Genomic DNA, 14,905 nt, shown 5'->3' on the forward strand with positions numbered 1-14,905 from the left:
AATCTTTAGAGCCGCTGATTATGGCCTTTCTAAGGTGAGCTTTGGACTATTTTAAAATAAACTAAGATAACTTTGACTGATTGGGCGCAAGCCGCAGGAATTTGAAGACAGCCTCTATTTCCGCGTCATCAAGTCCTTTGGTCAGTTGCGTATTGAAATCCCGAAAATCATTCATGACCTCCTCACGCTTGGACCAGCCCTGAGCCGTAAGCGCCACCGTCTTGACCCGGCGATCGCCATAGGACGGACGGCGCTCCACCAATCCGGCGCTTTCCATCCGTTCGACCAGACCGGAAATCGCCGCATTATTGCGACCTGTGCCTTCGGCCAGATCGCTCATCCGGCAATTATCATTATAGCCGAGAAAGACGAGCACGAGCGCCTGAGACCGGCCCAAAGCCGACCCTTTCGCCAGGACGGCATCGGCCTGTTGAGACAAACGCGTATGAACCCGGTCAAGAACAAAGAATAATCGGCGGTCAACTGTGCGGGCAATGGCCATATTGTGAATGTCCTTAACAGGAAAAGTCTGTAAAGTCAGACAGGTGGGAATAGTTCGAAGAGATTAGAGGACATAAGAAGAGCGGTCAAAATGGAAACAGATTTTATCCTTAGCGCTATTCTTCTCTCCGGACTGGCCGGATTGGCCGCGACGCTCGGCGCAATTATCGGATGGCTGAATAAAGAGCGAATCGAATTTATAGGCGCGCCCCTGCGTCACGGGATAATTGCCTTTGGGGGCGGCGCTTTGATCGGGGCCATTGGATTGGTTCTTGTGCCTCACGGCGTAGAGTCCCAACCGCTCTGGCTCGCGACCGCAACGTTTCTGATTGGCGGCCTTGTTTTTATGGGGCTTTCCTGGTGGCTGAAAAAACGCAATACGCCGATCGGTCAATTGCTGGCTTTGATGCTCGACTTTGTGCCGGAAGCAATCGTCCTCGGGGCTGTCATCTCTATGGAGTTTGAGCAGGCCGTCTTTTTGGCGGTTATAATTGGAGCTCAAAACTTGCCCGAAGGATTCAACGCGTTTCGCGACATGCAAATGGGCAGTAAAAAGGCCGGAAAATTGGCCGTGCCCCTGATGGCACTCTCCCCCTTTGTCGGAATGGCGGCGGCCATGCTTGGGTTGTTCGTCTATGAATCCAATGACCTGTCTCTCGGAATGATAACGACCTTTTGTGCGGGCGGAATTCTCTATCTGGTCTTTGAAGATATTATACCGGAAAGCCATGATGAGGATTGTGGTCTTTTCCCGGCCTATGGCGGCTTGCTAGGCTTTGCAGTGGGACTGATTGGCTACGGCCTTGTGGGGTAGGTAAAAGAAAAGCCTCTTCACAGTCTGAAGTGGTCCGTCTGTCACAGACAGACACGCAAAAAGAAAAGCCCCTTCACAGTATGAAGGGGCTCTCTTTTGAAGTTTGGGTCTCACCGGACGCCATGCCGGTTTCATTAATAGATAGCTTAATTACCCAGATTTCGCTTTTACGAAAGGGCTGATCTAACAGCTTCGGGCAGACCCCTCAAAATAGATAAACAAATCACACCTCCTTTCATAAACGCGGCTCCACCATGGAACGGCAATCGATAACTTATACCTACGCACGAAAAGTGATTTGGCAAGTATGAAATTTCATGAAATTTGGTTGGGGTTTAAGGCAATATTAACCATAATTTTATAAGTGGCGGCTTCGATTTGGAGTTGGAATCACCTTTAGCGCGCATTCGGTCCTATTCCGCAAGCTCCGCCAAAGTTTATGAAGTGCTCATTCGGTTCAGGAAGACTGAGTTCCACCTTGGATATCCCGCTGACTTTGAGATCTACTTTATCACCGCGTATTGCCGCATTGTATAGTCGCAGGGAATCTGATTTTTTTGAAGATAGAATAATTTTCAGTTTAGGGACATATGTCCATTTTCCGTCCGCTACTTTTTCTTCGTTAACATAAAAATCCACTTCCCGAGCATGCGCGCGTCGGGATGTCTTTGAACCTGTGACAATACCTTCGAAATCAGTTGGTTTCACTTCTACAGTGGCCCGAAATTTATTCATTACGCAGGTTAAGGCGGTGTCTCCCACCTTATCTGAAACGACATAAATGGTTTCACCGGGAAAGGCCTTATTCTGCATGTCTGGTTTAACAGGAAACCCGCTAAAGGTCATTGTGAAGAAATAGCTCTGCCAATTTAAGGGGGTAGAGACGTTTGAATTCGCATTTTGGGCTGATGCTGATAATGCGAAGAAACTCGCCAAAAACCACATGACCAATAATTTTGACAGACGATAAAACATAATTTCTCCTATATGCATTCACATATAGGAGAAATAAAAAGACTCAACTCTAAATAACTATAGCGTTAATTTATGCCTTTTCGACGTAATCCAGTGCCAGGCCATTATTGCAATAACGCAGACCTGTTGGCTCTGGGCCGTCTTTGAAGACGTGGCCTTGATGACCGCCGCAGCGGGCGCAATGATACTCCGTGCGGGGGAAGACCAGTTTAAAGTCTTTTTTAGTTTCTACCGCGCCGTCAATATGAGTGTAGAAACTTGGCCAGCCTGTGCCGGAATCAAATTTTGTTTCATATTCAAATAGCGGCAAGGCGCACCCTGCGCAAACGAATGTACCGCCCGGGGCAACATCATTGAACTCGTGTGAAAAGGATCTCTCAGTCCCTTCCTTTCGAAGAATGTCAAATTCCTCGGCGGTCAGCCGATCTTTCCATTCTGACTCGGACAGATTAGCCCATTTTTCATTACTCATATTTGCCTCCGTTGTGTTATCCGCGCCGCCCTCCGGCATGTCTTGTGCGTCGGGCATTGGTCCAGTCGGCACTTCACTGGCCGTGGAATTTCCTGTGCAGGCAGAAAGGGCGAAAGCCGCCCCGGCAAGGCCTAAGGTACGGCGATTTAATTTATTGTCTAACTTATTGTTTAACATGGAAGACCTCCTGTAAATATGTCTTTCCTACATAAGACTATACGCGCAGGGCGGGGATGAAGTTTCCATCACGCTTTAGTGAGGGTTATGCTGTGTAGCTCAGTAAGACCGAACCTAAGGCGAGGGAAACGGCGAGGATAAGTCCAGCCCAAAGATTTGATTTAAATAACTTCAAATATAAACTGTCTTCCGAGAGGCTAAAATTTGAAACTTGCCAAATTAAATGAACGACGAAGGGTATAGATATTAAAAGTGCGACAAAGCTGAAGGAATTAGTCTGCCCAGTGGGCAGCGCTATTGAGATGGAAATCATTAATAACAGAAACAGCATAGCATAGCATATGCTGACAGCTAGTCTGACTTTTTTGCCAAAGCCCCTTGCAGAACTTTTCACTCCGATCATGGCGTCATCCTCAATGTCCTGACAGGCATAGATCGTGTCATAGCCTATCGTCCAGAAAATCAGCCCCGCATAAAGGATTAGGAGCGGGAAGCTTATCTCACCCGTCTTGGCGGCGTAAGCGACCAGAACGGCCCAGTTGAAAGTCAGGCCGAGCCAGACCTGCGGCCACCAGGTTATGCGTTTCATGAAGGGGTAGGCGGCGACAAGGGGGATGGAGCAAAGCGCAATTATCTGCGCGAGCCTGGGCACGCAGAGCAATACAATAAGCCCGACAAAACATTGCGCAAAGACCCAAATCCAGGCCTGCTTTGTCGTGATGGTTTTGGCGGGCAAGGGGCGAAGCGCTGTGCGCTCGACCTTCGCATCCAGATCCTGATCGACAATATCATTATAGGTGCAACCCGCCCCCCGCATGGCAATAGCGCCGATCAGGATCAGCGCGGCCCAGGTCAAATCGCTCCATGCAAATCCATGGGACAGTGTCGCAAAGGACAGACCTATCCATCCCGGCAAAGTGAGCAGCCAGTAGCCCACAGGACGATCCAGTCGTGAAAGCTGGAGATAAGGACGGATGGAAAGCGGCGCCCGATTGACCCAATGGGTTTTGGAAGAGTCAGCGATATGGGTGGGTTCGGTCATTTAATTATTTCCTGTCATTCCGCACAAGCCCGTAGGGCGCGGATGCGGAAGGCCGAGAGATTGTAAGCCCAAGGGCGATTGGCTCTTCCCCTTTCGACCTTCCGCATCTCCGGCTTTGCCTGCGTGCGGAATGACAGGAATATTTTTGTAAAGTGACATTCTCCGTGCTTACCGTCCCTTCATCCGTTATGACAATCCCATGCGAGCAAATTATACTTTGAAACGACTGTTTTTCGAGGGTCCGTTAAAAGCGGGTGAGTCTGTTTCCCTCCCCAAGGAACAGGTTCATTATCTGGCGACTGTTCTTCGGATGAATGAAGGCGATGAAGTGAGGTTATTTAACGGCCGCGACGGGGAGTGGCTCGGGAGATTGTCAGCCCTTTCCAAGCGCAACGCCGAAATCGATTTATCAAAACAGCTCCGCGCGCCTACTGCCCTGCCGGATGTCACTTTGGCCTTTGCGCCTGTAAAACGCCACCGCACGGCTTTTATCTTTGAAAAGGCCACGGAGCTGGGTGTGACCCGTTTCGAGCCTGTCCTGACAGCGCGCACGCAATTTCCGAAACTCAATCTCGATAAAGCCCGCACGCAAATCATCGAGGCGGCGGAGCAAACCGAAAGACTGGATATTCCGGCTCTTTCAAAGCCGGAAAAACTCCTCGACTGGCTGGGACAGCAATTGGAACGCCATATTGTTTTTGCTGACGAGGCCGGAGAAGCGGCTCCGGCTCTGGAGGCTTTGAAAGGCGTGCCTGCGCCGGTGACGCTTTTAATTGGCCCGGAAGGCGGTTTTATCGAGGACGAACGGGAGGCGTTGCGGGCTCATAGAAATGTTACGGTGGTGAGCCTGGGCCCGCGCATCTTACGTGCGGATACGGCGGCGCTGTCTCTGCTGAGTCTGTGGCAGGCGGTGCAAGGCGACTGGAACGCGCATCTCGAATAAATATATCCATGGTTATGTTCGTCTAAAAGCCTGAAAGATTTGACGGTTTCAAAACCGGAGTCCCGGTTACCAAAACGGGTTTAGTCTTTCCGTAAAAGAAACGGAGACAGTTATGCCGACTCAAAACCTTGCCTTGCCCTTTATTGCGCCCGCTCAAGCGCAGAAACATATCACCGTCAACACGGCGTTCCAAAAACTCGATATGGTCATCAACATCACAGTGCGGGGCGCGAACTTATCCGACCCGCCCGAGGACGCTGAAGAAGGAGAGCGTTTCGCCCTGTCTGATGTGCCGACGGAGGCATGGACCGGCCACGCAGGGGAGATTGCGGCCTGGCAAAATGGTATCTGGGAATTTTACGCTGCGCCCATCGGGACGCTGATCTGGAACGAAGAGGATCAGGCCATTTACGTGAAACAGGCTGAGGATTGGCAGAAAGCTGCGGCAGAACCTTCCTTTCAAAATCTTGATCTCTTGGGAGTCGGGGCGGCGGCGGACAGTACGAACCGGTTGGCCGTTTCCTCTCCTGCAAGTCTGTTCAATCACGAGGGCTCCGATCATCAGATGAAGATCAATCGTCAGGCTCCGGCTGATACGGCCAGTCTGACCTTTCAAACCGATTTTGCGGGATCGGCCGAAATCGGACTGGCGGGAAATGACGCCCTGTCTTTCAAGATGCGGCAGCCAGATGGGAGCTGGCAGGAAACCCTGCGCAGCGAACCTGTTCAACCCGGTATTTTCACGCCTTTACTGCGGAGCGGAATTGTTACAATTGCCGAGGACGAAATGGCCGAAATCCCGACACCCACTTCAGGCGGCCTTATAGCGATCATGATGACAAGTACGGTGGGTTTTCCGCAATCCCATCATAGCGGGATATTTGCCTATGACACAGGCGGATCGCTTGGATTGGTCACGCTTGCCAAAGGCTCCGGTATTACGAATAAAGGCTCCGTTGTACTGACCGGAACTACAGGAGATGTCGGCAAAACCTCTCTCAGCGCCGGAACAGGCGTCATTCAGGTCGAAAACCGGTTTGGGGGCAGTTGGGATTTTACTTATAGCTTCATTCTATAAAGCTGATTTGATTTCTTCGATAATCCTGTCCTGAACGTCCTCTTCCAGATAAGGGTGCATGGGCAGAGCGATAACCTGGCTCATGGCGTCTTCCGTATTGGCCAGTCCGCCCGCCCCGATGGGGTAGTCCTGATAGGCGGTCTGTTTATGAACGGGCTTTGGATAATACCGGGCCGTCGGAATGCCTTTTTCGCGCAAGGCCGCACCGAGAGCGTCCGGATCGGGCACCTCGACAGTAAATTGAGCCCAAGTGGAGACGACGCCGTCCAGGACGGAGGGGACGCGAAGTGTGTTACTTTTCAACCCGTCAATATACCGTTTTGCCACGTCGTTGCGCAGCGATATCTCTTCCTCGAATATGGAAAGCTTCTGGGAGAGAATCGCCGCCTGAATGGAATCCAGTCGGGAGTTCAGCCCAATCCGCACATTATCATATTTGTCGCGGCCAGAGCCGTGCATGTGAACGCTGCGCATAATGCGTAAATGTTCGGCGTCATTCGTCAGAATAGCGCCGCCATCGCCGTAACACCCAAGCGGTTTGGCCGGGAAAAAGCTGGTTGTCGCGATATCGGCGTAATGAAGCGGCTGTTTGCCGTTCAGGGTCGTGCCAAAGGCCTGAGCGCTGTCGGCGATGAATTTCAGCCCGTGCTCGCGCACAATCGGAGTGAGACGGTCATAATCCGCAGATTGTCCGAACAGATCGACCGAGATGACTCCCCAAGGTGTATATTTGCCTTCGGCTTTCACTCCCTCAATCGCCTGCCGCAAGCTGTCCGGACACATATTATACGTCTCGCGATCAATATCGACAAAGATTGGCACGCCGCCGAGAAGCGCGATGACTTCGACCGTCGCGCAATAGGTAAAACTTGGGCAGAATACGGCGACGCCGCGCGGCATGCCCCACGCCATCATGGGCAGTAGCAAGGCGTCAGTTCCATTCGCGCAGCCCATGGCGTGTTCCGCCTGGCCAAAATGCGCCAATTCCGATTCGAATTGTTTGACCTCAGGCCCTAGAATATATTGGCCGTGATCCAGAACAGCGGCAATGGCGCTGTCTATTTGCGGGCGTAGGCGAGCTTGCTGTGCTTTCAAGTCAATAAAATCAATGGCCATTTCCGGGCTCCTTTTTTCAAGGGTCATAAGGAAAATGCGCGGCGGCGGCAAAGCCATATTACGGCGGCAGCTCATCACAAAGTTTTACAGTTTGAGGCGGGTCATCAAATTAAAGTGAGGACACGGCTCCTCTGTAGCCTTGTTCAAGAGTGAGGGAGGGGGTAAGGGGGCAAGATATTTTGACGGATGACATCAGGACTCCCCATGGCCGCACCCAGTTCCGGTAAGACGACAGTGCCTTTACGTAATAAAGCGCAAATGATCGATTATCTCGCCAAAGGTGAGAAGCCGATTGAGGATTGGCGCATCGGAACGGAACATGAAAAGATTGGATTTTGTAACGCCAAGCTTTTGCCCCTCCCTTATGACGGGCCCTGTTCAATTAAGGCCATGCTAGAGGGGCTGCAGCGTTTTGATTGGCAGCCTGTAGAAGAAAAGGGCAAGTTAATTGCTCTCAAACGCGATGGCGGGTCTGTTTCGCTAGAGCCCGGCGGACAATTGGAGCTTTCCGGAGCGCCGCTGGAACATGTCCATCAGACCTGCGCCGAGGTGACCCGTCACCTACGCGAGGTCAAAGAAGTTGCAGACGAAATCGGCGCGGGCTTTCTGTCGCTCGGTTTCCGGCCGGATACGAAACTCGAAGATGTGCCGATCATGCCTAAAGGGCGTTATCAGATTATGCGCGATTACATGCAGAAAGTGGATACGCATGGACGCGAAATGATGTTTCGTACCTGCACGGTTCAGACCAATCTCGACTTTTCCTCTGAATCCGACATGGTCAAAAAATTCCGGGTTAGTCTGGCGTTACAGCCTCTGGCCACAGCGCTATTTGCCAATTCCCCTTTCAAGGAGGGCAAGCTGAACGGGTATAAATCCTACCGCTCCCGCGTCTGGCTCAATACCGATAAAGACCGCACCGGCATGTTGCCGTTCGTTTTTGACGAAGGGTTCGGCTATGAACAATATGTCGATTACGCGCTCGATGTGCCGATGTATTTTGTCTATCGGAACGGCGAATATCTAAATGCCGCCGGGAAATCATTCCGTGATTTTCTTGACGGGACTTTGGACGTAGTGCCGGGCGAAGTGGCGACCTTATCAGATTTCGAAGATCATCTTTCGACTATTTTCCCTGAAGTGCGATTGAAGCAATTCCTTGAAATGCGCGGGGCGGATACAGGGCCGTGGGATGAACTCTGCGCGCTTCCGGCTTTCTGGGTCGGCCTACTATATAATAACTCTGCGCTCGATGCGGCTTGGGATTATGTCAAAGACTGGACGCAGCAGGAGCGCCAGCAAATGCGCGTCGATGTACCGAAACAGGGATTTCAAACTGAAATTCGCGGGAAGACTTTTCAGGAAATGGCCAAGGATATTCTCGAAATCTCTCGAGCTGGCCTGAATGCCCGCGCGAAAATGAATTCTCACGGTGAAAACGAAACCGTTTTCCTGCAGGAACTGGACCGTATGGCGATGACGGGGCAAAGTAATGCCGATCGTCTCATCGACTTGTTCAACGGGGCGTGGGATGGCGATATCACCCGTACATATAAAGAATGCATTTTCTAGCTATTTCCAGGCCTAGAAAGTCCCGCTTAACCGGGCGCGTAATATCATTCCAAATTCGCGCTCTCGGCTCTCCGTAAAATCAATTCTGCCTATATCGCGTCGTTGCGTATAGAAAATTCTGTCGAAGTCATCACTGCTTTCAAACAAATTGCTGAGCTGGAAGTTCAGCTTCAGGCCTGCAATATCTTTATGCTCGACGAAAAGAGCGGCAAACGGCCCTTTGAATGTGAATTGCTGTACCGTCCTTAGTCGATAAACGGGGGCATTTCTTTGCTGATTGAAATCAAACCCATAAGCATAGTCCGTGTTTGGTATGTCGTGGCGAAATCCGACGTTCCAGTGCCAACGACTGTCTCCGTTTAACCGCCTGTCAAAGTCCTCCAGCGGGTCATCGACATGGGAAAAATGTAAGCCAAACCCTAAATTGAGTTCGGTTCCATCAAAATTCCATTTCTCACCCTTTAAAGTTACGTCGCTGTGCAGGGCATAAGTATAGGCAGTATCAATATTTCCGACTGCATCTCCATCGACCCCTACGGGAATGCGATCAACCAAATCAGAGATAAGACTGCCGTCAAGGGTTGTGTTCCATGTATTACCCTGTCCAAAATCTCGCTCATATGCAAGCTCGGCCCGCCAGGTTTGGGCCGGTACTAAATTCACATTCCCCGCCCGGTCCAAATCATCGATTACGCTCACAGAAGAAATGAAATCAAAAAAGCTGAGTTGTCCGACCTGACGGTCTAATTTTGCGCGCCATAATTTTCCGTCGTTCGGTTTGTAAGTGACACTCAAAAATCCTTTGGGACGAATAAAATCTCGTATGATTTCATTCGGGAGGCTGACGCCTGTTTGAGAAATTTCTGAATATTCAACGCCGATAGAGGCTTGTATGTCCCATTTGGGCGAAAGAGTGCGGCTATGAGTTAGCGTCGTTTCGGCCCGTTGTTCTTCAACACGCGATGTTGCGTCAGTCAGAGGCGCTTCGACATAATTCTCCCCTTCAACAAGGGCCAGGGCGGAAGTGATATCAAGATAATTGAAAGCGCCCTCTAGCCCGAATTGCCAGTCCCTGCCGGTTTTTGGTGTCCACGAATATTCGGATCGTAAAATAGCTTCGCCTTCATCAGCGTCTTGTACGAAACGAGAGCCAAAGATACGGCGGGGACCTTCAAAGCCTTCAAATTGAGATAATGTCGGCGAATTCTCAAATCGGAAATATCCGATCGTCTTGAATTTACCTTTTGCCCCAAAGAGTGGAAGGGGAAATTCGTAATCCGCTCCGGCGGAGGCATTCCATTCGTCTTCTGTTGCCCTGAACTGAGTATCGAGCGTTTCTCCGCTTGCCGTTACCGCGTTTCGGAATGAGTTTTCAGTCCCGATATAATTAGACTCATTATATTCCAGATTCAGATTGCCAATATGACCCGGCTTGGGCGTCCAGTTTAAATCAGCCGTAAATCCTGGCTGATCTCCATAGTCTCTGCTTTGCTCATCTCTGAGTTCGAACACAGTTCCATCAGCCGCCGTAAGGGTTTCAAGTCCGTAAGTCCCCTGGCGAAAGGCATTATTTCTGACGCCCAATGTGTAAGATAAATTGCCTGTTTCCCCCGAAAGCGTCGCAGCGCCTCGAAACCAGTTTGGTTCCTGGCGCGGCCGAAATTCCGGCGTCCATTCAAACGTGCCCGATATACCGGTTGATTTTGTGATGATATTGGCGACCTGGCCTGAGAGACCCGGAATTTTTAGAGCGGCTCCGTCGACAATATTAATTTGGATAACATTAGCGGCTCCAATGCGCGATAGCTGCGCCCCGACATCCGTTTTACCTGTCAGACGTTCTCCATTAATCAGTACATTGGCGCCGCCCTGTCCCAGACCCCGACCAAAATTTGCACCCGATAAATTAAACCCAGGGATGCGAACAATCATTTCAAAGGCGGTTGCCGGGGCGTATTGATCGAAATAACTTCTTGGATAACTATCGGCGGCTTGGGCCTCTTGAGTCAAAGCGTCTTGCGCATAGCAAACGGAGGCCAGACTGAGTGACGCGGCAGATAAAGCGTAGGCGCAGACGGAAAAATATCGCCGCATATGAAGTCCCTTATAACATTGAGGAACCCATTTAGACTACGTGTGTAGTCATTGCTAATGGTGTTTAATTAAATCAGCGTAATTTATGTTAAATAAATTAAGAATTTGAGGCGATTAAAACGTATCCGTTACAGAAATCGAAATGCGTTGACCGCGCTGTCGGCTGAAAAACCGTCTCTGTATGACATCGCCATTTCGGTTCGGAGAAAATATCAAACGTTCTTGCTGCGCTTTGAAGTCAAAAATATTGGTCAGGTCCAGCGTCCACTGCATTCCGAAAAGGTCTTTATGGATAAGGGAGAGGCGGGATTCCGGGCGGATAAAGCGCGTATCAAAAATATCCGAAAATCGAAAGACCGGGCTTTGACGTCCCTGCTCAATGGCAGCTTCCCAGGCATAAGGCGAATTTGGAACATCCTGTCGTAATTCAAGCGAATACAGCCAAAGAACTGTCGAATTAATTGCCCTGTCTGCATTTGTTAAAGGGTCTTCGATTTCACTATCGGTGACAGACCCAAATCCTTCAAGGCGCATGCCTTTCAGACCAAAATCATCTAGCAGCCAGGTCAGATTGGCATTGGCGCCATAAACAAGCGCTGAGTCCAAATTACCCGGACCGTCAAGCACGGTGCCGTCGTCAGCGCGGCTAATGATAATTCGGTCTATGGGGTCTTCGACGAAATCAATAAAGCCGCGAAGCGTGCCGGAAAGGCCTTTATCATCCTTGCGTTCGAGAGCCAGTTCTGCCCGCCATCTCTGATCCGGTACTATATTATCATTTCCTTCATTTTCCGTATTTTCAGACAAGTTGACGGTTGAAACAAATGTGTTGAAATTCAACTGCCCGACCGTTCTTTCGATTTTCGCCCGCCACGTATAGCGGGGAGACGCTGTGTAGGAGGCGCTTAGAAAGCCTTTAGGTCGAAAAAAGGTGCGGGCAGGCGGGGCTTCACTTACAACATGTATTTCGGAATATTCGGCCCCCAATGAGGCTTGAAGATTGAGGTCTTCACTGACGCCCCAGCTTTGAGTGACGTTCGCTTGAATTCGTTTTTCCTCGACTTGCACATCATCCGGGATGGCCGGACGATCATTAATCAAAAGTGCTGTCTCGCTGTCCAGTTTGTTGAAGGCGCCTTCGAGAGAGGCTGTCCAGTCTCTTTTTTCCCCTGTCTTCCACGTATATTCTCCGCGGGCGATATATTCGGTTGTGACATCTTCCCGCAAGAAACGGGTTGTCCTGAGCGGAGCGCCAAACCTCTGAAATTCGAAAACGCTACTGATATCCGAATTATCCAGATTATGGAGACCGATAAGTTTTAACCGTCCGTCCGTGCCAAATAGGGAGAGATCAGTTGAATAATCGCCGCCGATTTCATACTTATATTCATCCTCGCCCGTATTGCTCCGGGACTGTCCCGAAGTCCCTTCAGGGGTTACGGCTTCAAAAAACTCATTGAGGCCGCTATTCAGGTTTTGAAGGGATCCGGCGAGATTTAGATTGGCGACATCTCCATTTAAACGATTATAAGTCAGATTCAGGTCAAGTTCCGGTTCCTGATTTTGAAAGGCCCCGTCTTCAATCCGATCCTCGATCAGTGTCCCGCTTCCATTAAAATATTGCTCAGGCCCATTTTCCGTAAAGGTGAACTGTTCAAGTGACAGACCCAGAACATATTCAAGTTGACCCTTTTTCCCGGATAAATTGAGGGATCCTTCGAGCAATTGAGGTTCTGTCCCTTCCTCGAATCGGGCAGAATAGCGCCAGCTTCCGGACAATGTGCCGGAGGTGGCGATGATATTGGCGACTTGTCCGGACAGTCCGGGAATATCAAGAGAGGCGCCATCGACTATCTCTATTCGAGTCACCGTATCGGCCGGAATGCGCCGCAAAATTTCGCTGGCGTCGGAGGATTTTGACGAGGGCCGGCGGCCATTGATGAGAATATTCAGAGAGGCCTGGCCAAAGCCGCGTTCTGAGCCTTCTCCGCCCTGTAAGGTGAAACCGGGAAGGCGGGCCACCATATCGCGGGCCGTATTGGGGTTGAATTTCTCGAAATAATCCGGGGTGTAAACTTGCGGAGCGGTTCCGGAGTTGCCTTCTATAACGCTTTCTGCCGGGGTAGACGATATCTCTGGACTGTCGTCCTCTTCTGGCAATGGCGTCTGCCCATAAGCCGCCCCGGCCCAGAGGGCAGTTCCAGATAATAGTAAATGCGCGAAAAGTCGCAAAATAAAGCCCCAACCTATTTATGTTTTTCTTCGCCTTAAGCGGGTATCCCCCATGCCTCAACCCTAAAAAAGACCTCGCTTTGGTAAATTTTACCTCTTAACCCACTGTAATCCATAAAACAGAGGTTTGCGCCTCCAAAATCTTTGTGCCAAAGCAAAGGCTGAATTTGCTTACTCTGAGGGGCGGGCAACAAAAATAAGCTCGAAAGGGGAGTTTTATATAATGGCATCAAAATTAGAGATGTATGGAGAAGAGAAAACCATACTGGGTCACCCTAGGGGACTCTTCGTTTTGTTTTTTGCAGAAATGTGGGAGCGTTTTTCTTATTATGGAATGCGCGGATTGTTAATTTTTTATCTAACTCAGCATTTTCTTTTTGAGCGTGGAGATGCACTAGGCATTTTAGGGGCTTACATTACATTGGTTTATATCACGCCTGTTATCGGAGGAATGCTTGCCGATCAGTTTTTAGGGGCGAGACGTGCAGTTATGTTGGGGGCGACATTACTGGTGATAGGGCATTTTGGTATGGCTTTTGAAGGCAGCCCTGTTCCAGAAGGTGGAACGGCAGACCCATTCATTCTTAATATATTTTACCTGTCACTTGCTTTTATCATCGCGGGGGTAGGCTTCCTAAAAGCCAATATTTCCACAATGGTTGGGGAGCTGTATCCCAAAACAGATGTCCGACGGGATTCTGCCTACACGATTTTCTATGTCGGGATTAATATGGGGGCGTTCCTTGGCTCACTGATTGCCGGTTTCTTGGGGCAGACTTATGGCTGGGCTTGGGGGTTCGGTGCCGCCGGGGTCGGCATGCTTCTCGGTCTCGTCGTTTTTGTCTGGGGTAAAAACGACCTTAGAGGAGCGGGCGAACCCGCTGATTTAGCAAAATTGAAAACTCCAGTTTTCGCAGGGATGTCACCACAAACTCTGATCTATATCGGAACGGCGGTAATGGTTCTCGTGTGCTGGCAATTAGTCCGATATCAAGGTACGGTGAATACACTGCTCGCCATTACAGGCGCTTTAACTTTCATCTACATTATTCTGCGATCCGTAATTACGCTTCCAAAGGAACCAAGAAACCGTATTTTTGCGGCTGTTTTTCTTATTCTGGTGCAAGTGGTGTTTTGGTCGCTGTTTGAACAAGCTTCCTCCTCCCTGAACTTATTCACGGATGAGCACGTAAATCGGAATATGCTCGGTTGGGACGTTCCGGCCTCCATGTTCCAATCAGTTAATGCTGGCTTCATTCTCTTATTTGGTCCGGTCTTTGCTGCGCTTTGGGTTTGGCTTGGAAAGCGAGGAATGGATCCTTCGGCTCCAGCCAAATTCGGGCTTGGTATTGTTCAGGTAGGGTTGGGTTATTTGGTCCTTGTCTGGGGCGCAACAACTGGCGACCTGACCCCGGTAATATTTGTATTCCTTATTTATCTCTTACACACTACTGGTGAACTTTGTTTGTCTCCCGTCGGACTCTCCGCTATGACCCGATTGTCAGTACCATCTATGGTCGGATTGATGATGGGAACTTGGTTCCTTGGTTCTGCAGGCGGGAATGCTCTATCAGCAATTATTGCTCAGGAAGTTGCCGAAACTGGTCTCAAAGCGGATTATATTTCAGGGTATCAAACCATGGGGTATTATGCGATCGGATTCGGGATTTTTGTCTTTATTGTATCGCCAATTATCAAACGCATGATGCATTTGGATACTTTGAAAGATGATGATGTTGATGGCAGCCTAGCAGGTCAGTCTATGATCGGCGAGCCTGCCGCTGCTGGCGTCCATACAGAAGAAGAAAAGAAAAAATAAATCTTCTTAAGATCCATCAAAAAAAGCCCGCTCAATTGAGCGGGCTTTTTATTTGCCGAAAATATATATC

The 14,905-nt window shown here is 49.9% G+C and carries 12 protein-coding genes; 5 read left to right on the forward strand and 7 right to left on the reverse strand.

The window, feature by feature from the left end; all coding sequences use genetic code 11:
• Positions 1-61: 61 nt before the first annotated feature.
• Complete coding sequence (locus ACN0IC_RS00340) at positions 62-502, reverse strand: MarR family winged helix-turn-helix transcriptional regulator (RefSeq protein WP_416876754.1); 441 nt, start codon at positions 500-502, stop codon at positions 62-64.
• A gap of 90 nt (positions 503-592) precedes the next feature.
• On the opposite strand from ACN0IC_RS00340, the gene ACN0IC_RS00345 reads away from it, so the two are divergent.
• Positions 593-1,315, forward strand: coding sequence for a ZIP family metal transporter (locus tag ACN0IC_RS00345; RefSeq protein WP_416876755.1), 723 nt, complete (start codon positions 593-595; stop codon positions 1,313-1,315).
• Positions 1,316-1,711: 396 nt separating this feature from the next.
• On the opposite strand, the gene ACN0IC_RS00350 is transcribed toward ACN0IC_RS00345, so the two are convergent.
• The 3 genes from ACN0IC_RS00350 to ubiA all read right to left on the reverse strand — a co-directional run bounded on the left by ACN0IC_RS00350 (position 1,712) and on the right by ubiA (position 3,981).
• Positions 1,712-2,308, reverse strand: coding sequence for a hypothetical protein (locus tag ACN0IC_RS00350; protein WP_416876756.1), 597 nt, complete (start codon positions 2,306-2,308; stop codon positions 1,712-1,714).
• 52 nt (positions 2,309-2,360) lie between these two features.
• Complete coding sequence (msrB, locus tag ACN0IC_RS00355) at positions 2,361-2,801, reverse strand: peptide-methionine (R)-S-oxide reductase MsrB (RefSeq protein WP_416877057.1); 441 nt, start codon at positions 2,799-2,801, stop codon at positions 2,361-2,363.
• A gap of 223 nt (positions 2,802-3,024) precedes the next feature.
• A complete protein-coding gene (gene ubiA / locus ACN0IC_RS00360) occupies positions 3,025-3,981 on the reverse strand; it encodes a 4-hydroxybenzoate octaprenyltransferase (RefSeq protein WP_416876757.1) in 957 nt (318 codons plus the stop codon).
• Positions 3,982-4,180: 199 nt separating this feature from the next.
• On the opposite strand from ubiA, the gene ACN0IC_RS00365 reads away from it, so the two are divergent.
• Positions 4,181-4,924: a 16S rRNA (uracil(1498)-N(3))-methyltransferase gene (locus ACN0IC_RS00365; protein WP_416876758.1), complete on the forward strand. Its 744-nt coding sequence runs from the start codon at positions 4,181-4,183 to the stop codon at positions 4,922-4,924.
• A 112-nt stretch (positions 4,925-5,036) separates the two neighbouring features.
• Positions 5,037-6,002 carry a DUF2793 domain-containing protein gene (locus ACN0IC_RS00370; protein WP_416876759.1) on the forward strand — a complete coding sequence of 322 codons (966 nt, stop codon included), beginning with the start codon at positions 5,037-5,039 and terminating at the stop codon, positions 6,000-6,002.
• Here the strand turns inward: ACN0IC_RS00370 and ACN0IC_RS00375 are convergent.
• Positions 5,997-7,118 (reverse strand): DegT/DnrJ/EryC1/StrS family aminotransferase, encoded by a 1,122-nt coding sequence (locus tag ACN0IC_RS00375; RefSeq protein WP_416876760.1) that lies wholly within the window; start codon positions 7,116-7,118, stop codon positions 5,997-5,999. The genes ACN0IC_RS00370 and ACN0IC_RS00375 overlap by 6 nt on opposite strands.
• Positions 7,119-7,322: 204 nt before the next feature.
• Between ACN0IC_RS00375 and ACN0IC_RS00380 the strand changes: the two genes are divergently transcribed.
• Positions 7,323-8,690, forward strand: a complete 1,368-nt coding sequence (locus ACN0IC_RS00380) for a glutamate--cysteine ligase (protein WP_416876761.1) — start codon at positions 7,323-7,325, stop codon at positions 8,688-8,690.
• A 12-nt stretch (positions 8,691-8,702) separates the two neighbouring features.
• Here the strand turns inward: ACN0IC_RS00380 and ACN0IC_RS00385 are convergent, their stop codons facing one another.
• Together ACN0IC_RS00385 and ACN0IC_RS00390 are read right to left on the reverse strand one after the other, a co-directional pair.
• Positions 8,703-10,784, reverse strand: coding sequence for a TonB-dependent receptor plug domain-containing protein (locus ACN0IC_RS00385; protein ID WP_416876762.1), 2,082 nt, complete (start codon positions 10,782-10,784; stop codon positions 8,703-8,705).
• 114 nt (positions 10,785-10,898) lie between these two features.
• Entirely contained in the window at positions 10,899-13,016 is a 2,118-nt protein-coding gene (locus ACN0IC_RS00390) for a TonB-dependent receptor plug domain-containing protein (protein ID WP_416876763.1), read from the reverse strand.
• Positions 13,017-13,239: 223 nt separating this feature from the next.
• Between ACN0IC_RS00390 and ACN0IC_RS00395 the strand changes: the two genes are divergently transcribed.
• Positions 13,240-14,835, forward strand: coding sequence for a peptide MFS transporter (locus ACN0IC_RS00395; RefSeq protein WP_416876764.1), 1,596 nt, complete (start codon positions 13,240-13,242; stop codon positions 14,833-14,835).
• Positions 14,836-14,905: the final 70 nt, after the last annotated feature.

The organism is Litorimonas sp. (assembly GCA_029936425.1).
Lineage (GTDB): Bacteria > Pseudomonadota > Alphaproteobacteria > Caulobacterales > Maricaulaceae > Litorimonas.